General features: G+C 54.3%; 17 protein-coding genes and 1 other RNA gene. 12 read left to right on the top strand and 6 right to left on the bottom strand.

What is annotated here, in order from left to right; translation table 11 throughout:
- Positions 1 to 90 precede the first annotated feature (90 nt).
- Positions 91 to 714, top strand: a complete 624-nt coding sequence (gene argO, locus C1N64_RS19440; protein ID WP_205950729.1) for an arginine exporter ArgO — start codon at positions 91 to 93, stop codon at positions 712 to 714.
- Between the two features lie 141 nt (positions 715 to 855).
- Positions 856 to 1,587, top strand: coding sequence for an oxidative stress defense protein (locus C1N64_RS19435; protein WP_394515109.1), 732 nt, complete (start codon positions 856 to 858; stop codon positions 1,585 to 1,587).
- A 455-nt stretch (positions 1,588 to 2,042) separates the two neighbouring features.
- Here C1N64_RS19435 and C1N64_RS19430 read toward each other — a convergent pair whose 3' ends face one another.
- On the bottom strand, positions 2,043 to 2,945 hold the full coding sequence (locus C1N64_RS19430) for a LysR family transcriptional regulator ArgP (RefSeq protein ID WP_006120833.1): 903 nt from the start codon (positions 2,943 to 2,945) through the stop codon (positions 2,043 to 2,045).
- Between the two features lie 181 nt (positions 2,946 to 3,126).
- On the opposite strand from C1N64_RS19430, the gene rpiA reads away from it, so the two are divergent.
- A complete protein-coding gene (gene rpiA, locus C1N64_RS19425) occupies positions 3,127 to 3,786 on the top strand; it encodes a ribose-5-phosphate isomerase RpiA (RefSeq protein ID WP_033739634.1) in 660 nt (219 codons plus the stop codon).
- Positions 3,787 to 4,066: 280 nt separating this feature from the next.
- Positions 4,067 to 5,305: a phosphoglycerate dehydrogenase gene (gene serA / locus C1N64_RS19420; RefSeq protein ID WP_367143669.1), complete on the top strand. Its 1,239-nt coding sequence runs from the start codon at positions 4,067 to 4,069 to the stop codon at positions 5,303 to 5,305.
- A 42-nt stretch (positions 5,306 to 5,347) separates the two neighbouring features.
- Here the strand turns inward: serA and C1N64_RS19415 are convergent, their stop codons facing one another.
- From C1N64_RS19415 to zapA, 3 genes are all read right to left on the bottom strand, one after another.
- The gene (locus tag C1N64_RS19415; RefSeq protein ID WP_162285985.1) at positions 5,348 to 5,944 is read right to left on the bottom strand and encodes a 5-formyltetrahydrofolate cyclo-ligase; all 597 of its coding nucleotides are present in this window, start codon (positions 5,942 to 5,944) and stop codon (positions 5,348 to 5,350) included.
- A 77-nt stretch (positions 5,945 to 6,021) separates the two neighbouring features.
- Positions 6,022 to 6,205, bottom strand: a non-coding RNA gene (gene ssrS / locus C1N64_RS19410) — 6S RNA.
- Positions 6,206 to 6,244: 39 nt separating this feature from the next.
- Positions 6,245 to 6,574 carry a cell division protein ZapA gene (gene zapA / locus C1N64_RS19405; protein ID WP_006120829.1) on the bottom strand — a complete coding sequence of 110 codons (330 nt, stop codon included), beginning with the start codon at positions 6,572 to 6,574 and terminating at the stop codon, positions 6,245 to 6,247.
- 170 nt (positions 6,575 to 6,744) lie between these two features.
- On the opposite strand from zapA, the gene C1N64_RS19400 reads away from it, so the two are divergent.
- The 8 genes from C1N64_RS19400 to C1N64_RS19365 all read left to right on the top strand — a co-directional run bounded on the left by C1N64_RS19400 (position 6,745) and on the right by C1N64_RS19365 (position 16,768).
- On the top strand, positions 6,745 to 7,323 hold the full coding sequence (locus C1N64_RS19400; protein ID WP_006120828.1) for a YecA/YgfB family protein: 579 nt from the start codon (positions 6,745 to 6,747) through the stop codon (positions 7,321 to 7,323).
- A gap of 33 nt (positions 7,324 to 7,356) precedes the next feature.
- On the top strand, positions 7,357 to 8,679 hold the full coding sequence (gene pepP, locus C1N64_RS19395) for a Xaa-Pro aminopeptidase (RefSeq protein ID WP_080752861.1): 1,323 nt from the start codon (positions 7,357 to 7,359) through the stop codon (positions 8,677 to 8,679).
- Positions 8,676 to 9,854: a 2-octaprenyl-6-methoxyphenyl hydroxylase gene (gene ubiH / locus C1N64_RS19390; RefSeq protein ID WP_110268362.1), complete on the top strand. Its 1,179-nt coding sequence runs from the start codon at positions 8,676 to 8,678 to the stop codon at positions 9,852 to 9,854. Before pepP ends, ubiH begins: the two co-directional genes overlap by 4 nt.
- Before the next feature lie 13 nt (positions 9,855 to 9,867).
- The gene (ubiI, locus tag C1N64_RS19385; protein ID WP_033739628.1) at positions 9,868 to 11,070 is read left to right on the top strand and encodes an FAD-dependent 2-octaprenylphenol hydroxylase; all 1,203 of its coding nucleotides are present in this window, start codon (positions 9,868 to 9,870) and stop codon (positions 11,068 to 11,070) included.
- Positions 11,071 to 11,501: 431 nt separating this feature from the next.
- Positions 11,502 to 12,599: a glycine cleavage system aminomethyltransferase GcvT gene (gene gcvT, locus C1N64_RS19380; RefSeq protein ID WP_367143670.1), complete on the top strand. Its 1,098-nt coding sequence runs from the start codon at positions 11,502 to 11,504 to the stop codon at positions 12,597 to 12,599.
- Between the two features lie 24 nt (positions 12,600 to 12,623).
- A complete protein-coding gene (gene gcvH, locus C1N64_RS19375; protein ID WP_033739626.1) occupies positions 12,624 to 13,010 on the top strand; it encodes a glycine cleavage system protein GcvH in 387 nt (128 codons plus the stop codon).
- Between the two features lie 81 nt (positions 13,011 to 13,091).
- Positions 13,092 to 15,965, top strand: a complete 2,874-nt coding sequence (gene gcvP, locus C1N64_RS19370; RefSeq protein ID WP_367143672.1) for an aminomethyl-transferring glycine dehydrogenase — start codon at positions 13,092 to 13,094, stop codon at positions 15,963 to 15,965.
- A 59-nt stretch (positions 15,966 to 16,024) separates the two neighbouring features.
- Positions 16,025 to 16,768 (top strand): SDR family oxidoreductase, encoded by a 744-nt coding sequence (locus C1N64_RS19365; RefSeq protein WP_033739622.1) that lies wholly within the window; start codon positions 16,025 to 16,027, stop codon positions 16,766 to 16,768.
- Positions 16,769 to 16,802: 34 nt separating this feature from the next.
- On the opposite strand, the gene C1N64_RS19360 is transcribed toward C1N64_RS19365, so the two are convergent.
- Both C1N64_RS19360 and C1N64_RS19355 read right to left on the bottom strand, forming a co-directional pair.
- Positions 16,803 to 18,230 (bottom strand): 6-phospho-beta-glucosidase, encoded by a 1,428-nt coding sequence (locus C1N64_RS19360; RefSeq protein ID WP_394515108.1) that lies wholly within the window; start codon positions 18,228 to 18,230, stop codon positions 16,803 to 16,805.
- A gap of 114 nt (positions 18,231 to 18,344) precedes the next feature.
- Positions 18,345 to 19,064 carry a MurR/RpiR family transcriptional regulator gene (locus C1N64_RS19355; RefSeq protein ID WP_033739684.1) on the bottom strand — a complete coding sequence of 240 codons (720 nt, stop codon included), beginning with the start codon at positions 19,062 to 19,064 and terminating at the stop codon, positions 18,345 to 18,347.
- Positions 19,065 to 19,192: the final 128 nt, after the last annotated feature.

The following is a 19,192-nucleotide window of genomic DNA, read 5'->3' as shown; positions in this document are numbered from 1 at the left end:
GGCTAATGATGTATTAATTTTTTCCATTTCCGCTAATCATATCGGCTTCCCTATAATGCCTGACATCTGACTGATGTAAGGATATTTCCCGTGTTATCGATTTATTTTCAAGGGCTTGCTCTTGGGGCCGCGCTTATTCTGCCGCTGGGGCCACAAAATGCCTTCGTACTTAATCAGGGCGTGAAACGGCACTATCATCTGATGACCGCCACGCTCTGCTCGCTGAGCGATGTCGTGCTGATCTGCGCGGGGATTTTCGGGGGAAGTGCGCTCCTGCAGCAGTCGCCACTGCTGCTGACCGTGATTACCTGGGCAGGTGTGGCCTTTTTGCTCTGGTATGGCTGGGGCGCATTACGGACCGCTTTTCGCCGCGAGCTGGCGCTGGCGTCAGGCCTGGATATCCGGCAGAGCCGAGGCCGGATCATTGCTACCCTGCTGGCAGTCACCTGGCTCAATCCCCACGTTTATCTCGATACCTTTGTTGTGCTTGGCAGCCTGGGAAGCCAGTTTCCTGATACCCACGCGCGTCAGTGGTTCGCCCTGGGGACCGTCAGTGCCTCTGTGTTGTGGTTTTTTGGCTTAGCCCTGTTGGCGGCCTGGCTTGCGCCGTTACTGCAGACAACGCGCGCGCAACGCCTCATCAACCTGCTGGTCGGCGCGGTCATGTGGTTTATCGCGTTTCAACTCGTACAGCAGGCCATCACAGGATTTTGAGCAAAAGGTAAACGAAAACGGGTTATCCAGACCCGTTTTCCGAACTTTTGTCATTACCTTCACTCCAAGCAAGGCGTAATATGATGCGCGTGCCGGCTTCGGACCCGAAGCCACCGAACTGACCTTTCAAGGAGGACTTTCATGAAACTGAAAGCATTGGCGCTTGTCGCGATGATGAGCGTAGGGGCATTGCCTTTAAGCGCACAGGCTGATGAACTGCCAAACGGACCGCATGTTGTGACGTCAGGCAAAGCGACGGTTGATGCCCGCCCGGATATCGCGACGCTGTCAATTGTGGTGAATGTCTCATCGAAAGATGCCGCAGAGGCAAAGAAACAGGTCGACAGTCGTGTTGCGCAGTATTTTGATTTCCTGCAGAAAAACGGCATCGAGAAAAAGGATATTGAAGCGGCCAACCTGACCACGCAGCCAGAATACGATTATACCAAAGACGGTAAATCACAGCTGAAAGGTTACCGTGCGGTACGTCAGGTTCAGGTGACCGTCCGCCAGCTGGACAAGCTGAATGAGCTGCTTGACGGCGCGCTGAAATCGGGCCTGAACGAAGTTCGCAGCGTCGAGTTAGGCGTCGCCAATCCTGAGCGCTACAAGCAGCAGGCGCTGAAAGCCGCCATCAAAAATGCGACTCAGCAAGCCACAGAACTGGCAGAAGGCTTTAACGCCAAACTGGGGCCAATCTACAGCATTCGCTATCAGGTCGCTAACTACCAGCCTATGCCGATGAATCGCATGTTTAAAGCCTCCGCGGCAGCGGCCGATACTTCCGCGCAGGAAACCTACGACCAGCAAAGCATTAACTTCGATGACCAGGTTGATGTGGTTTTTGAGATGAAACCCAATACGGCACAGTAAGCTTATCGATGCTGTCGTGAAGCCATCAGCGGCCGTGTTTACCAGGTGCGCTTTGCACCACTGATGCGGTGCCTTTTCATCGCTCAGCAACCTGACGGACTGTCGCAGTCGGCCTGTTCCTTTGCCGGCGGCGCTTTTCCCCCGCATTCCTGCGGGGGCAATCCCTGGTTGATTCCCGCTTTTCAGCGCCCGGTATCACCTGCTGAAATCACGCCCCTGATGGCCATGGAGCCGTGCTGCTTTTAGCAAGGTACACTCTCACTGCAACGCCTGACGCTTGCTGTGGCACAGGGGATTATTCTCTTTAGTTCAGCAGAAGCCCGGACAGGCTGTCCGGTTCCGGGCGGTTTGTCAGGAGAATAAGCAGACCGGGAATGCTGCCCGGTAGCGGCAGAGAGTCGCGTTTGACACGCACCGTCCCCAGTTTATCCGACCTTCACTTTCGCCTTTGGCCGCTATTCCATCGTGTCCTGACGCAGAACCCGATGACCATGCGCAATCAGCGCATCGGTTACCCGACGCATCAATCGGCTTTCCGGTGCAAAACGGTGCCAGTACAACATCCGACGCTGATACAGCCCCGGTGTCAGATCGATCAGCTCACCGCTCGCCAGTTCGCGCTCAATCTGCAGATGCGGGATCATACAGCAGGTTGAGCCCTGACGGGCCATCTGCACAAAGGCTTCAGAAGAGTTAACGATATGGCAGGGCACGCTGCCCGGCGAAAGATCGAAGTTCTGCTGTAAAAAGGCCTGATGCATATCATCCAGATGGTCAAATGCGACGGCAGGCGCTTTCAGCAACGCGGAACGGGTGACGCCGTTGGGAAAAAAGCGCTCGGCAAAGTCACGGGAAGCCACAAACAGGTAATCCAGGGCGCCCAGTTGATCAACCAGACAACTGGGTAAAGGCTGGGGCTGGATACTGACTGCGCCGACCACTTCGCCACGTCTCAGACGTTCCTGCGTACGGGTTTCATCTTCAACCTGGAGGTTAAGGCGCACCGGCGAATCGGCCAGCACGTCTTTTAATGCAGGCAACAGCCAGGTGGCCAGACTGTCGGCGTTCACCGCCAGGGAGAGCAGTAACGGCGTCGTACCGCTGATTTCATCCCCCAGCCACTCTTCCTCCAGCAGTTCAACCTGGTGCAACAACGCAAGCAGCTTTTGCCCCTGCTCAGTGGGACGAGGGGGCACGGTGCGAACCAACAGCGGCTGACCAAACAGGTTTTCCAGCTGTTTGATGCGTTGCGATACGGCCGACTGGGTGATGCACAGTTTTTGCGCAGCACGTTCAAAGCCACGTTCACGTATCACTGCGTCCAGCGCCTGAAGCGTTCTGTAGTCCGGGCGTTTCATTATTCTTTTCTCTCCTTCAGGGTGGACGTTACGATGCCACAAATGTGCCTGAGCAAAAGTCTGGGGTATTTTTGTGGGCTGGCTTCCAAAGCATTAAATCCGCCCAATGCATCCGAGCATTTTCAGCAAACCTTGCTTTATACTACGCGCATTTTCTTATCGCACAGGTTCTAAACATACCATGACGCAGGATGAACTGAAAAAAGCTGTTGGTTGGGCTGCACTTGATTATGTCCAGCCAGGTACGATCGTCGGCGTGGGAACAGGCTCTACCGCTGCCCATTTTATTGATGCGCTCGGCAGCATCAAACACCAGATTGAAGGTGCCGTGTCCAGTTCTGAAGCCTCCACGCAAAAGCTCAAAAGCCTCGGTATTCAGGTGTTTGATTTGAATGAAATCGATGACCTGGCCATCTATGTTGATGGTGCCGACGAAATTAATCCCCAGATGCAGATGATCAAAGGCGGCGGTGCCGCGCTGACCCGCGAAAAAATCGTCGCGGCCGTGGCTAAAAAGTTTATCTGTATTGCCGATGCATCGAAAGAAGTCGACGTGCTGGGGCGTTTTCCGTTGCCCGTTGAAGTGATTCCCATGGCACGCAGCTACGTCGCGCGTGAACTGGTCAGGCTGGGCGGTTTGCCTGAGTATCGCCAGAATGTCGTCACTGACAACGGTAATATCATCCTGGACGTGCATAATCTGCGTATTCTGGATCCCATTGAGCTGGAAAAAACCATTAACGCGTTACCGGGCGTCGTCACCGTCGGGCTTTTCGCTACCCGGGGTGCCGATGTGGCGTTGATTGGCGGACCGGATGGGGTCAAAACGCTGAAAAAATAACGCGACGGGCGCATAATTTGCGCCCGCGTTTTTTTAATTAAAAAAAAACTTTTCTCGCCAGGCTGAAATTTGGTGACTTATGTCACATAAGCGTCATCAACAGCGGGTTCATTCTCCCCGATGCGGCCAACCCACGATTTTGTCCGGCAAAGTTTGGCTTCTGAATCCAGCCAGCCAGCCGGTCAGGCAATCGTTTGTATTGCTGCTGGCGTTTTTTTTGATATTTTGACTGCTGGCTGACTGCGTTCAGTCCTCGTTGAATTCTGAATAGGGTTGGGAAATGGCAAAGGTTTCACTGGAAAAAGACAAGATTAAGTTCCTGCTGGTGGAAGGTGTCCACCAGAGCGCGCTGGACAATCTTCGTGCTGCAGGTTACACCAATATTGAATTCCACAAAGGCGCACTGGATAGCGAGTCATTAAAGGCTTCCATCCGTGACGCGCACTTTATCGGTATCCGTTCCCGTTCCCAACTGACTGAAGAGATTTTTGCCGCAGCAGAAAAACTGGTCGCTGTGGGCTGTTTCTGTATCGGTACCAACCAGGTTGATTTAAATGCGGCGGCAAAGCGCGGTATTCCCGTTTTTAACGCCCCGTTCTCTAACACGCGCTCGGTCGCCGAACTGGTGATTGGCGAAATGCTGCTGATGCTGCGTGGCGTGCCAGAAGCGAACGCCAAAGCCCATCGCGGTGTCTGGAATAAGATTGCTAAAGGCTCATTCGAAGCGCGCGGTAAGAAGCTGGGCATTATCGGCTATGGTCACATTGGTATGCAGTTAGGCGTGCTGGCTGAGGGCCTGGGCATGCACGTGTATTTTTACGATATTGAAAATAAGCTGCCGCTGGGTAATGCCTCGCAGGTGCGAAGCCTGACGCAGTTGCTGAATATGAGCGATGTCGTCAGTCTGCATGTGCCTGAAACTGCCTCGACACAAAATATGATCTCTGCTGACGAGCTGGCGCAGATGAAACCTGGCGCGCTGTTAATCAACGCCTCACGCGGCACCGTCGTGGATATTCCGGCACTGTGTGACGCGCTGGCCAGCAAGCAGGTCGGGGGCGCGGCCATTGACGTGTTCCCGGTTGAGCCAGCCACAAACAGCGATCCGTTTGTCTCGCCACTGAGTGAGTTCGATAATGTCATTCTGACGCCACACATCGGGGGTTCCACCGAAGAAGCGCAGGAAAACATTGGTATCGAAGTGGCAGGCAAACTGGCGAAATATTCCGATAACGGTTCAACGCTGTCTGCAGTGAACTTCCCTGAAGTGTCCTTGCCGATGCACGGCGTCAGCGCAAGCCGTCTGCTGCACATTCATGAAAACCGTCCGGGTGTGCTGACCGCAATTAACCAGATTTTTGCCGAACAGAGCATTAATATCGCCGCGCAGTACCTGCAAACCTCACCTATGATGGGGTATGTGGTGATTGATATCGATGCCGAGCACGAACTGGCGGAGAAAGCGTTGCAGCTGATGAAGGCTATCCCTGGCACTATCCGCGCCCGTCTCCTCTACTGATTTATCGAAATAATCAACCCAGGCGCACAACAGTGCCTGGGTTTATTCTTCCCACAACCACAGCGTTGACGGCGTCAGCACGGCGGGCAAAGGAATATCCCAGGCCGCCACAGGCAGCGAATCGACCAACTGGCAGTCGTGCGCGATGCCAACCGGTAAAAAAGCGTGCTGTTTCCAGTTTTGTAACGTGCGGTCGTAAAAGCCGCCTCCCATGCCCAGACGCTGACCACTGCGATCAAAGGCCACCAGCGGCACCATCATCACATCCAGTTCGTCCAGCGTAACCATATGCCGGATATCAAGTGGTGGTTCAGGAATACGTAGCTTGTTCGGGCTCAGCTGCGTTTCTGGCGTATAGCGCAGAAAAAGCAGATGACCGGCAGAGAAGGGATGAAGCACAGGAAGATAAACGCGTTTGTTCTGCTGCCATAATTTTGCGATAAGCGGACGCGTATTAATTTCCCCATCGACGGATAAGAACAGCGCGACGTTTTGGGCGTCGGAGACAGGCGCAAAGTTAATCGCGTGTTCCGCAAGCTGTTCGGCGGCAGTGTGTTGCTGTTCCGGGGTTAAGGCGCGACGTAAATGACGAACATGCTGACGAATGTCCTGTCGCTGAAGTAAAGAGGGTTCTGACATGGTGTCCCCCAGAAGAAGTCGCCTGAGCGACGCACTATATCATGTCTGGTGGGGGATAATGCAGTACAACCAGAAAGGAGATCTCCGAGATGCCGCCGTAGGCTGTAACCCTTGAACCCTTGGTTCAAGGTGAACATGCCGTCGCAACCATCAGGCTTCTCGGACGGACCGAGCATGCTCACAGGTTGCGGAGCGTCACATTCTGTTGGTATGAAATATCGGCTCAGGGGACTGGCCCACTTGCAAACATCTCAGAGAAAATTGACTTCACCGTCAGTGTAGCACAGTGACCATGAAGTATTATTCGAACTTCGCATCCTGACGATCAGTTATGCGACCTTGCTCAACTAATGCCTGCTCTATCGTCTGCTGTAACATACGGATTCGTTGTTCCATATTAGCAGCATAGTCGCGCGTCTTGTTTTTTTCTTGTGCCAGTTCATGGCAAATGTTTAACGCGGCAATGAACACCAGTTGCTCTGTATTGGTGACTCTAGTGCGAACTTTTAAATCTTGCAACCGTTGATTGAGATCTTCCGCCGCCGCGTTCAGCGCATCTTGCTGTTCAGGCGGACAATTTACTCTCAAAGAACGACCAAAAATTTGTAAATCTACCGGTTGTGCAGACATGCCACCTTCCTGACTGATTACCTGGCTCGCCATTCCCTTAGCCTTCAATGGCCTGGGAGGCGGGCAACTATATAGACCTGAGAAATAAGATACAACCCCTTTTCTGGAAACCTTGAGGCAGCTAGTGGTAGCATACCACGAACTCTTACAGCCAACGACGATGAAAAATGATGTCTTCACAGAACGCAACCCCTGATTACAATGCGCTGGCGGCGGCGCTCTCACAGCACGGCGTCGGAATGACACCTGCCGAAATGCACGGATTACTCAGCGGTATTCTGTGTGGCGGTAATCAGGATACCAGCTGGAAAACGCTGGTCCACGATCTCGCGAATGAAGGCATGGCTTTTTCGCACACGCTGGCCCAGCCGCTGCAGGATTTGCATGCAAATATTACGACGGCGCTTGAAGAAGATGGCTTTCTCTTTCAACTGATGCTGCCCGACGATGATGACATCACCGTGTTTGATCGGGCGGACGCCCTGGCTGGCTGGGTAAACCATTTTTTACTCGGCCTGGGCGTAACTCAGCCTAAACTGGATAAGGTCACCGGCGAAACCGGCGAGGCCATTGATGATCTGCGTACTATCGCGCAGCTTGGCTATGACGAAGACGAAGATCAGGAAGAGCTGGAGCAGTCGCTGGAGGAGGTGATCGAGTACGTCCGCGTCGCGGCGCTACTTTGTCACGATACGTTCACGCGCCCGCAGCCAACCGCACCTGAAGTACAGAAGCCAACGTTACACTAAGCCAGATATCTCAGTTCAACAGGGAGTGCAGACATGATTTCACTGGAGACCTTCCAGCAGCGTCGTCAGGCGCTGTTAGCGAAAATGGTTCCGGGCAGCGCAGCGTTAATTTTTGCGGCGCCTGAAGTAACGCGCAGTAACGACAGCGAATATCCGTTTCGTCAAAACAGTGATTTCTGGTACTTCACAGGTTTTAATGAGCCTGAAGCCTTATTGGTGCTGATCAAAAGTGATGAGAACCACAACCACAGTGTGCTGTTTAATCGTGTCCGCGACCTGACCGCAGAAATCTGGTTTGGTCGCCGTCTGGGCCAGGAGGCGGCACCGGCAAAACTGGGTGTGGATCGCGCACTGCCCTGGAACGATATCGGTGAGCAGCTTCATCTTTTGTTGAACGGTCTGGATGAGGTTTATCACGCGCAAGGGTTATATCCTGAGGCTGACAAGCTGGTGTTCAGTGCACTGGATAAACTACGTCGCGGTTTCCGCCAGAACCTGAGCGCCCCTGCCAGCCTGACAGACTGGCGTCCCTGGGTACATGAGATGCGCCTGTTCAAAAGTCCGGAAGAAATCGCCATTCTGCGCCGTGCAGGTGAGATCAGTGCGCTGGCCCATACGCGCGCTATGCAGGCCTGTCGCCCCGGCCTGTACGAATACCATCTGGAAGGCGAAATTCATCATGAGTTTAACCGCCACGGTGCGCGTTTTCCCTCCTACAACACCATCGTCGGTTCCGGTGAAAATGGATGTATTCTGCACTATACCGAGAATGAATGTGAGCTGCGGGATGGCGACCTGGTGCTGATTGATGCGGGATGTGAATGGCAGGGGTACGCAGGCGATATTACCCGCACCTTCCCGGTAAACGGTAAATTCTCACCTGCTCAACGTGCTGTCTACAACATCGTGCTGAAATCATTAGAGACGGCATTATCCCGTTTCCGGCCTGGCGTCAGTATTCGCGAGGTGAATGATGAGGTGGTGCACATCATGGTGACCGGTCTGGTTGAACTGGGCGTGTTGCAGGGCGAGGTTGACGCGTTAATTGCTGAAGACGCGCATCGCAAATTCTTTATGCATGGCCTGAGCCACTGGCTGGGGCTGGATGTCCATGATGTGGGGCACTACGGCACGCCAAGCCGGGATCGCATTCTGGAACCGGGCATGGTCATTACTATTGAACCAGGCTTATACATTGCCCCCGATGCCGACGTGCCGGTGGAATACCGCGGTATCGGCATTCGCATTGAGGATGACATTGTGATCACTGAAACAGGTAACGAGAACCTCACTGACAGCGTGGTGAAAGATCCAGATGCTATTGAGGCGCTGATGGCGGCGGCACGCGCAGGATGACCGTCCTCATCGCGGGTGGCGGAATGACCGGTGCCACGCTGGCGCTGGCTATTTCGCACCTGACACAGGGCGCGCTGCCCGTCACGCTGATCGAAAGCAGCGAACCTGCCAGCCGCGCGCATCCAGGTTATGACGGCCGTGCCATTGCGCTGTCTGCCGGCACCTGTCAGCAACTGGCCAATATTAATCTCTGGCAGCGCATTGCCCCCTGCGCAACGCCGATCACAACGATCCATGTTTCCGATCGGGGTCATGCGGGTTTTGTCTCACTGGCGGCCAGCGACTATGCGATTCCCGCGCTGGGCCAGGTCGTCGAATTGTTCGACGTAGGCCAGCGTTTATTCGCGCAGCTTAAACAGGCTCCCGGCGTCACCCTGCGCTGTCCGGCACGGGTCACCAATGTGAACCGTACTCAGGCGCACGTGAAGGTCACGCTGGATAATGATGAACAGCTGGACGCTGATGTGCTGGTGGCGGCTGATGGCACGCGTTCGGCTGTCGCGGCAGCCTGCGGTATTCAGTGGCAAACCGAAACTTATCAGCAGCTGGCACTCATTGCGAATGTCACCAGCGAGATACCGCACCAGGGGCGGGCCTTTGAACGGTTTACTGCGTTCGGCCCGCTCGCCCTGCTGCCGATGTCTGACAACCGACTGTCGCTGGTGTGGTGTCATTCATTGGATAAACGCCCGCAGCTTGAGCGCTGGGACGACGAGACGTTTCTCAGCGAACTTCAGCACGCGTTCGGCTGGCGACTGGGGAAATTTACCCACACCGGTAAACGCGATATCTATCCGCTGGCATTGCAACAGGCCGAACCGGTCGTTTCACATCGTGTTGCCACCGTGGGCAACGCAGCCCAGACGCTGCACCCTATTGCCGGGCAGGGATTTAACCTGGGCCTGAGGGATGTCATGTCCTTAGCCGAAACCCTGGCCACCGCGCACCGGCAGCAACAGGACCCCGGCAGCTATGCTGTCCTGCAGCATTACCGCCAGCGTCGCCAACAGGATCGGGCCACGACCATCGGTCTCACCGACGGTCTGGTGCGCCTGTTTGCCAACCGCCATGCACCGCTGGTCGTCGGGCGCAACCTTGGCCTGCTGGCAATGGATCATCTGCCGTTGCTGAGAAATCTTCTGGCCGAGCGCACGCTTGGCTGGGTTAAGCGTTAACTGAGAGGCACTGATGCAAACTTATGATGTGGTGATCGCCGGTGGCGGTATGGTAGGACTGGCCGTGGCCTGCGGTCTGCAGGGCAGTGGCTTGCGTATCGCCGTACTCGAACAAGCGCCCGAGCCGCAATTTGATGCCACCGCTTCTCCGTCTGTCCGCGTATCGGCTATCAATGCGGCCAGTGAACGTCTTTTACAAAAACTGGATGTCTGGTCGACGATCCTGTCGCTCAGAGCCAGCCCTTATCAGGCCATGGAAGTCTGGGATCGTGACAGCTTCGGTGCTATCTCATTTGACGGTGAGCAGCAGGGCTTAACCCATCTCGGGCACATTATCGAAAACCCGGTGATTCACTGCGCCTTATGGCAGCGAGCCAGGCATTGCAGTGACGTGACGTTGCTGCCGTCGTCACATCTTCAGCAGGTGGCATTTGGCGATAACGAAGCTTTCATTACGCTACAGGATGGCGGCATGATGAGCGCACGGCTGATGGTTGCCGCAGACGGTGCCAATTCCTGGCTGCGCAACAAAGCCGATATTCCGCTGACTTTCTGGGATTATGAACACCATGCCCTGGTGGCGAACATCCGTACCTCCATGCCACATGATGGCGTCGCGCGTCAGGTATTCCATGGGGATGGCATTCTGGCGTTTCTGCCGATGCAGGATCCGCATCTGTGCTCCATCGTCTGGTCGCTGTCGCCCCAGGAAGCCACCCGGCTGGAAACGATGCCTGAGGCGCTCTTTAATCAACAGTTGTCGGTGGCGTTTGATATGCGCCTTGGCCTGTGCGAACTGGAAGGCGAACGGAAGGCATTCCCCCTCACGGCACGCTATGCGCGCAGCTTTGCTGCACATCGCCTGGCGCTGGTGGGCGATGCTGCGCATACCATTCATCCGCTGGCCGGGCAGGGTGTCAATCTCGGTTTTATGGATGCCGCAGAGTTGATTGGTGAAGTTCGCCGCCTGCATCAGCAGGGCAAAGATATCGGGCAGCACCTCTATCTGCGCCGCTATGAACGCAGCCGTAAACACAGTGCCGCCATGATGCTCGCGGGCATGCAGGGATTTCGTGAGCTGTTTGCGGGCAATAATCCGGCTAAAAAGCTGCTTCGCGATGTCGGGCTAAAATTGGCCGATAATTTACCGGGCGTGAAACCTGTCATGTTGCGGCAGGCGATGGGCCTGAACGACATTCCCGCCTGGCTTCGCTGACGCGAATCCCTTTCTTAAAGCCAGCGTAATTGCTGGCTTTTTTATTTTAAAAAAGGACTGCACCGTAAAAATGCAGTCCTGCACCGTTGCAGCGCCTCATTTGATTTATTCTAATTTTGCGTGATGTTTCGCATTACTTATTTTTATTCGACGCCATTTTTGCTTCGCTATTTTTTTAACATCTTGCGTGTCGGTACGAATAAAATGGCTGTAAAAAAATGAATAGGTCGTATTTGTTGTGTGTTTAATCACAAAATTACAGTCTTTTGTCCTGCTTTTTCTTTTGCGCGATTAGGCTGTGCGTCTGCGTTCGACCTCGCTTTGCTTATGGTTAATCGACCCGTTCAGTGGTAACGTCATTGCAAAGAGAACGTTTGCGTCGGCTCCCGGCGGCGTGGTTTCAAACTTACTTGTTTCAGCACAGGATAGTTATGACTCAGCACACACCTCTGTTTGACCAGCATCAGAAAAACGGTGCGCGTATGGTGGATTTCCATGGCTGGATGATGCCGCTGCACTATGGCTCCCAACTGGATGAACATCATGCTGTTCGCAACGACGCAGGCATGTTTGATGTTTCGCACATGACCATCGTCGATCTGCACGGTGCACGTACGCGTGAGTTTTTGCGTTTTCTGCTGGCAAACGATGTCGCGAGGCTGACGCAACCCGGCAAAGCGCTTTACACCGGCATGCTGAATGCGTCGGGCGGCGTGATTGACGATCTGATCGTGTATTTCATGGATGAGACGTTTTTCCGCCTGGTCGTGAACTCTGCGACGCGTGAAAAGGATCTGGCATGGATCAATGAACATGCGCAGGGTTATGGCGTGGAAGTCCGGGAGCGTGACGATCTGGCGATGATCGCCGTGCAGGGCCCACAGGCCCAGCAAAAAGCACAAACGCTCTTCAGTGATGCACAGCGTCAGGCTGTACAAGGTATGAAGCCGTTCTTTGGTATCCAGGCCGGGGAGCTGTTTATCGCCACCACCGGTTATACCGGCGAAGCGGGTTATGAGATCGCGCTGCCTGCGGCGCAGGCCGTTACATTCTGGCAGCGCCTGCTCGCCGCGGGCGTCAAACCCGCCGGGCTGGGCGCACGCGATACATTGCGTCTGGAAGCGGGCATGAATCTTTACGGTCAGGAAATGGATGAAAGCGTCTCACCGCTGGCCGCCAACATGGGCTGGACCCTGTGCTGGGAACCGGCGGACCGCAATTTTATCGGGCGCGAAGCACTGGAAAGTCAGCGCGAAAAAGGCACTGAAAAACTGGTTGGCCTGATCCTGACAGAAAAAGGCGTACTGCGTAACGGCCTGCCCGTGCGTTTTACGGATAGTCAGGGGCAGATGCAGCAGGGCATTATTACCAGCGGATCTTTCTCACCAACGTTGGGTTACAGCATTGCGCTGGCCCGCGTGCCTGCGGGCATTGGCGAAGACGCTATCGTTGAAATCCGCAACCGTGAAATGCCCGTAAAAGTGACTAAACCCGTTTTCGTTCGCGCCGGCAAGCCGGTTGCGCAGTAAAACATAATTACAGGAGAAAGGGCGATGAGCAATGTGCCAGCTGAGTTGAAATACCGCGACAGTCATGAATGGCTGCGCAAAAATGCGGATGGATCTTACACCGTCGGCATCACCGAACACGCGCAGGAATTACTGGGCGATATGGTCTTTGTGGACCTGCCAGAAGTAGGGGCGACGTTCGCTGCCGGCGAAGAGTGCGCCGTCGCCGAATCCGTAAAAGCGGCTTCCGATATCTATTCTCCTGTCAGTGGCGAAATTATCGCCGTGAACGACGCGCTGAATGATTCCCCAGAGCTGGTTAACAGCGAGCCTTATCAGGACGGCTGGTTATTCCAGATCAAAGCCAGCGATGAGTCAGAACTAGACTCACTGCTGGACGCGGATGCCTATAAAGCATCTATTGACGAGTAATCGTTGCGCGGCCTCCAGATGAGGCCGCCGATATCTGACCAGCACTCTCTGTTCCCCAGCCCGATTCAGGATTTACAGCTCATGACTCAGACTCTCAGCCAGCTTGAACACAACGGTGCGTTTATTGAGCGCCATATTGGTCCGTCGCCAGAACAACAGGCCGTTATGCTGGAGGCGATTGGTGCCAGCTCTCTGGCGTCGTTGATTGGTTCTATTGTTCCCGCCGACATTCAGTTGCCCGGTCCGCCCGCCGTTGGCGATGCGGCAACTGAACAGCAGGCGCTGGCAGAGTTAAAAGCGATTGCCGCGCAAAACCTGCGCTACAAATCCTGGATCGGCATGGGATACAGTGCGGTGATAACGCCGCCCGTTATCCTGCGGAACATGCTGGAAAATCCGGGCTGGTACACGGCTTACACGCCGTATCAGCCCGAAGTTTCTCAAGGGCGCCTGGAGGCGCTGCTAAACTTCCAGCAGGTCACCATTGATCTGACCGGCATGGATATCGCGTCCGCTTCACTGCTGGATGAAGCCACCGCGGCGGCCGAAGCGATGGCGATGGCAAAACGCATCAGCAAACTGAAAAATGCCAACCGGTTCTTTATCGCTGATGATATCCATCCGCAAACGCTGGATGTGGTACGGACCCGCGCCGAAACCTTTGGTTTTGAACTGATTATCGACAGCGCGGAGAAAGCCCTGGAGCACGATAATCTGTTTGGTGTCCTGCTTCAGCAGGTAGGCACCACGGGCGAGGTCCACGATTACACCAGCCTGATTGCCGAGCTGAAAACCCGTAAGGTGGTCGTCAGCGTGGCCTCGGATTTTATGGCCCTGGTGTTACTTGAATCGCCGGGCAAGCAGGGCGCGGATATTGTGTTCGGTTCCGCTCAGCGCTTTGGTGTACCAATGGGCTATGGCGGTCCTCATGCGGCCTTCTTTGCCAGCCGTGATGAACACAAGCGTTCTATGCCTGGCCGTATTATCGGTGTCTCACGCGACGCCGCTGGCAACACCGCGTTGCGTATGGCGATGCAAACTCGCGAGCAACATATCCGTCGGGAAAAAGCCAACTCCAATATCTGTACCTCTCAGGTGCTGCTGGCCAATATCGCGGGACTGTATGCCGTGTTCCACGGACCTGTTGGGCTGAAACGTATCGCTTCACGTATTCACCGCTTCACCGATATCCTGGCTGCCGGACTGCAACGTGGCGGGCTGAAGCTGCGTCATCACCACTGGTTCGACACGCTGACAGTGGACGTGACCGATAAAGCCGCCGTGTTAAACCGTGCGCTGAGTTTCGGCGTTAACCTGCGTAGTGATATTCATAACGCTGTCGGTATCACGCTGGATGAAACCACATGTCGTGAAGACGTTGCGACATTGTTCGCCATCCTGCTGGGCGATGATCATGGTCTGGATATCGATCAACTTGATAGCCAGGTTGCGGCAGACAGCCAGTCAATCCCTGCAAGCCAGCAGCGCGTCAGCGACATCCTCTCTCACCCTGTGTTCAATCGCCATCACAGTGAGACCGAGATGATGCGCTATATGCACAGCCTGGAGAAAAAAGATCTGGCTCTCAACCAGGCGATGATTCCGCTGGGTTCATGCACGATGAAGCTTAACGCTGCCGCAGAGATGATTCCCATCACCTGGCCTGAATTTGCCGAAATGCATCCGTTCTGCCCGGCAGAACAGGCGGGCGGCTACCTGCAAATGATTGGCCAGCTTTCCCAGTGGCTGGTTCAGCTTACCGGTTACGATGCGCTCTGCATGCAACCGAACTCCGGTGCACAGGGGGAATACGCGGGGCTGTTAGCGATTCGTCGTTACCATGAAAGCCGTGGTGAAGGTGAACGTCACCTTTGCCTGATTCCCAGCTCAGCACACGGGACCAACCCGGCCTCAGCCCAGATGGCGGGCATGGATGTGGTGGTCGTGGCCTGTGACAAACAGGGTAATATCGATCTGGGCGACCTGCGCGAAAAAGCCGCACAGGCGGGCGATAAACTGTCATGCATCATGGTGACCTACCCATCCACGCACGGCGTGTACGAAGAGACTATTCGTGAAGTGTGCCAGATCGTGCATCAGTACGGCGGCCAGGTGTACCTGGACGGTGCGAACATGAATGCCCAGGTGGGCATTACGACGCCGGGTTATATTGGCGCTGACGTTTCGCACCTTAACCTGCACAAAACTTTCTGTATTCCGCACGGCGGCGGCGGCCCGGGCATGGGACCTATTGGCGTGAAAGCGCATCTGGCACCGTTTGTACCCGGTCACAGCGTGGTGCAGAATGATGGTGTGCTGACACAGCAGGGCGCTGTCTCTGCTGCACCGTTTGGCAGTGCTTCCATTTTACCAATCAGCTGGATGTACATCCGCATGATGGGCGCGGAAGGGCTCAAGCAGGCCAGTTCGGTGGCGATTCTCAATGCCAACTACATCGCCAGCCGTCTGAAATCAGCTTATCCGATTCTGTATACCGGGCGCGATGGTCGTGTGGCGCACGAATGTATTCTGGATATTCGTCCGCTGAAAGAGCAGACCGGGATCAGTGAACTGGATATTGCAAAACGCCTCATCGACTACGGTTTCCATGCGCCAACCATGTCATTCCCGGTCGCGGGCACGCTGATGGTGGAACCTACCGAATCGGAAGGCAAACTGGAGCTGGACCGCTTTATTGATGCCATGCTGGCGATTCGTATGGAAATTGGGCGGGTGGAAAAGGGCGAGTGGCCAATGGATGATAATCCGCTGGTTAACGCGCCTCACACACAAATGGAAGTGACTGGCGAATGGACGCATCCTTACAGCCGCGAGCTGGCCGTTTTCCCGGCAGGCAGCCACAATAAATACTGGCCAACAGTGAAGCGCCTGGATGATGTTTTTGGTGACCGCAACCTGTTCTGCTCATGTGTACCGATGAGCGACTATGCCTGAGTCGGGTTAACACAACTGTTTTGAGGGCCGGTTTTCGGCCCTTTTTTATGGAGGCTCAGATGAAACTCGCGCTTGTTACTGGCGGTAGTCGCGGCATTGGCCGTGCGACCGCCGTTTTACTGGCGACACGGGGTTACCGTGTGGCCGTGAATTATCGCGCGCGCGAAAGTGAAGCGCAGCGGGTGGTGGATGAGATTGTGCGTAACGGCGGAGAAGCCTTTAGCGTACAGGCCGATATCAGTGAGGAGGCGCAGGTCATGGCGCTGTTTCAACGGCTGGATCAGGAGAACCTGCCGCTCTCGCTGCTGGTAAATAACGCCGGTATCCTGTTTCAGCAATGCCGTCTTGAGCAACTGGACGCGGCGCGCATTCAACAGGTTTTTGCCACAAATGTCACGGGCACCTTCCTCTGCTGTCGTGAAGCCGTCCGGCGCATGGGAACGCACCTGGGAGGACTGGGCGGCAGTATTGTGAACGTTTCCTCCGCGGCAGCCCGTACGGGTTCTCCCGGTGAATATGTCGACTATGCCGCATCGAAGGGCGCGATGGATACGCTGACGAAAGGTCTGTCACTGGAGGTCGCGCAACAGGGAATTCGCGTCAATGGCGTGCGGCCCGGTCTGATCTACACCGGGATGCATGCCGATGGCGGGGAGCCCGGCCGGGTCGACCGACTGGCGAGCGGCGTTCCGATGGGACGTGGTGGACATGCCGAAGAAATTGCAGAAGTGGTGGTCTGGCTGGCCAGCGATGCGGCCTCTTACATCACCGGCAGCATCATTGATGCCGCCGGCGGGCGGTAAATTCATGCCGCAGCGTGACGCTGCGGCAACCGACTTACAGCTTTTCACCGTTACTGGCGATAACCTGCTGATACCAGGCAAAGCTTTTCTTTTTCGCGCGTGAGAAATCACCGCTGCCATCGTCGTTTTTATTAACGTGAATGAAACCGTAGCGCTTGTCGTACTGGCCGGTCGTAAAGGATACACAATCGATGCAGCCCCACGGCGTATATCCCATGAGATCCACACCATCATGAATGACGGCTTTTTTCATCTCTGCGATATGCACCGCCAGATACGCAATGCGGTAATCATCTTCGATCACGCCCTGCGCATTCGGTTTGTCGATTGCGCCAAAGCCGTTTTCCACGATAAACAGCGGCTTCTGGTAGCGTTCGTACAGATCGTTCAGCACATAACGCAGGCCAACGGGATCGATCTGCCAGCCCCAGTCTGAGGCGCTGACATGCGGGTTTTTGACCACCCCGTCAAAACCGGTAATGGGGTCGTCAACACCGCTGGCGCTGTGCTGCACGGCATTACTCATGTAATAGCTGAAACCGATGTAATCGGCACAGCCCTGACGCAGGGTATCTGCATCCTCTGGTTGCATCTCAATGTGGTAGCCTTTGCGTTCCCACTCTTTCAGCGCGTAGGCAGGGTAGTAACCGCGCATTTGTACATCGCTAAAGACATAGCGTTGATGCATCGCTTCTTTAGCCAGCATGACATCGTCCGGATGGCAGGAGAACGGATAAACCGGCACCATGGCGATCATGCAGCCAATTTTGAAGTCCGGGTTGATCTCGTGTCCGCGCTTCACCACCCGGGCACTGGCAACGAACTGATGGTGCATGACCTGATACATCGCCTGTTCAGGTTTTTCATGGTCGGTGAAAATAACGCCGGAACAGCAGTAGCCAAACAGCGGATATTGCCAGTTACGTTGGTTATTAATTTCGTTAAAGGTCATCCAGTATTTAACTTTATTTTTGTATCGTTCCAGCACGACTTCACTGAAACGCACAAAGAAATCGATGACTTTACGGTTATGCCAGCCGCCATACTCTTTTACCAGGTGGTAGGGCATTTCAAAATGGGAAAGGGTAATTACTGGTTCGATGCCATATTTCAGTAATTCATCAAACAGGTCATCATAAAACTGCAGGCCGGCTTCGTTAGGTTGCTGCTCATCGCCATTAGGGAATATACGCGTCCACGCAATCGAGGTACGGAAGCATTTAAATCCCATCTCCGCAAATAACGCAATATCCTGCTTATAGTGTGAGTAAAACTCGACGGCCTGATGATTAGGGTAAAATTTTCCGGGCTGAACGCCATCGGTAATGACACGATCCACGCCGTGTGCACCCCCTGTCAGCACGTCAGCGATGCTAATACCTTTTCCACCCTGATCCCACCCGCCTTCAACCTGGTGAGCCGCGACGGCACCGCCCCACAAAAATGTGTCTGGTAAGCTCATTACCCACTCTCCAATACAGATAAAATTGGGCTGAGTGTAGCAAAGCACTTTATAAAGTCACGGTATAACACCGTGCGAAAAAAGGGATTTGTCACAGCTAAAAAACGCTGTGTTTTACTGGCTTAACCGTCGGCCAAGTGATTCGATAATATAAATCGCCGGTACCTGAGTGGTAATATCGCAGTTATCCGCCAGGCGGATAACCGGGACGTGATAGGAAACCGTAAAGTCGCTCATTTTTGCCAGCGAACAGTTTTCACTGTTGGTGACCGCAATAATTTTGCATTTATTCAGGCTAAACTGGCTGGCGATACGCAGTACTTCTTCTGTTTCGCCCGAGACAGAAAGGATGATCGCCAGGGCATTTTCATACAGGCTCGGACTGACGGGATAATAAGGATCATCAATAGCATGACTGAATTTCCCCACATTCGAAAAAAAACGTGCACCGTATTTTCCCAGGCTCCCTGATGTGCCCACACCAATAAAAAATACCCGCTCAGCCTGCCTGATCATCGCGGCTGCCTGGGTGATGACCTGCTCAAATTCAGCATTATTGATGCTTTTAAAAAAACTCAGCATATCGGCCGGGCCAGAGACCGGTAAAGCTGGGGCCGTGTGTTCCTGGGCCAGCCGCAGACGGATACGAAACTCAGACCAGCCTTCACAGTGCATTTTGCGACAGAAACGCAGCACGGTGGTAGTTGACACGGCGGCCTGCTCCGCCAGTTCACGAATGGTCATGTAACTGACACTTTCACGATGTCTGATGATGTACTGATAAACCTGCAATTCCAGATCGTTGAGCGTGGCAAGATCGTGATGCGCGAACATGAAAAAATCACCAGATAGTTGACCAGTCAGCATTTTAACAGAATTTGAACCGGCGTTGACCGCATTAATTAATTTAAGCTTACACTTGTACACTGAAAGTTTTTCTGATTAATTTATCTGGTGATTAA

Source organism: Pantoea sp. SGAir0215 (genome assembly GCF_043543215.1).
Note: the sequence above shows the minus strand (reverse complement) of the source record. Positions and strands in the feature narration are given on the sequence as shown.

Coding starts and splice junctions, on each gene's coding strand:
- C1N64_RS19435 (WP_394515109.1), top strand. CDS start 856: ATGAAACTGAAAGCATTGGCGCTTGTCGCGATGATGAGCGTAGGGGCA.
- C1N64_RS19430 (WP_006120833.1), bottom strand. CDS start 2,945: ATGAAACGCCCGGACTACAGAACGCTTCAGGCGCTGGACGCAGTGATA.
- gcvP (WP_367143672.1), top strand. CDS start 13,092: ATGACTCAGACTCTCAGCCAGCTTGAACACAACGGTGCGTTTATTGAG.
- serA (WP_367143669.1), top strand. CDS start 4,067: ATGGCAAAGGTTTCACTGGAAAAAGACAAGATTAAGTTCCTGCTGGTG.
- ubiH (WP_110268362.1), top strand. CDS start 8,676: ATGACCGTCCTCATCGCGGGTGGCGGAATGACCGGTGCCACGCTGGCG.
- gcvH (WP_033739626.1), top strand. CDS start 12,624: ATGAGCAATGTGCCAGCTGAGTTGAAATACCGCGACAGTCATGAATGG.
- zapA (WP_006120829.1), bottom strand. CDS start 6,574: ATGTCTGCACAACCGGTAGATTTACAAATTTTTGGTCGTTCTTTGAGA.
- C1N64_RS19360 (WP_394515108.1), bottom strand. CDS start 18,230: ATGAGCTTACCAGACACATTTTTGTGGGGCGGTGCCGTCGCGGCTCAC.
- gcvT (WP_367143670.1), top strand. CDS start 11,502: ATGACTCAGCACACACCTCTGTTTGACCAGCATCAGAAAAACGGTGCG.
- C1N64_RS19400 (WP_006120828.1), top strand. CDS start 6,745: ATGTCTTCACAGAACGCAACCCCTGATTACAATGCGCTGGCGGCGGCG.
- C1N64_RS19415 (WP_162285985.1), bottom strand. CDS start 5,944: ATGTCAGAACCCTCTTTACTTCAGCGACAGGACATTCGTCAGCATGTT.
- pepP (WP_080752861.1), top strand. CDS start 7,357: ATGATTTCACTGGAGACCTTCCAGCAGCGTCGTCAGGCGCTGTTAGCG.
- rpiA (WP_033739634.1), top strand. CDS start 3,127: ATGACGCAGGATGAACTGAAAAAAGCTGTTGGTTGGGCTGCACTTGAT.
- C1N64_RS19365 (WP_033739622.1), top strand. CDS start 16,025: ATGAAACTCGCGCTTGTTACTGGCGGTAGTCGCGGCATTGGCCGTGCG.
- ubiI (WP_033739628.1), top strand. CDS start 9,868: ATGCAAACTTATGATGTGGTGATCGCCGGTGGCGGTATGGTAGGACTG.
- C1N64_RS19355 (WP_033739684.1), bottom strand. CDS start 19,064: ATGTTCGCGCATCACGATCTTGCCACGCTCAACGATCTGGAATTGCAG.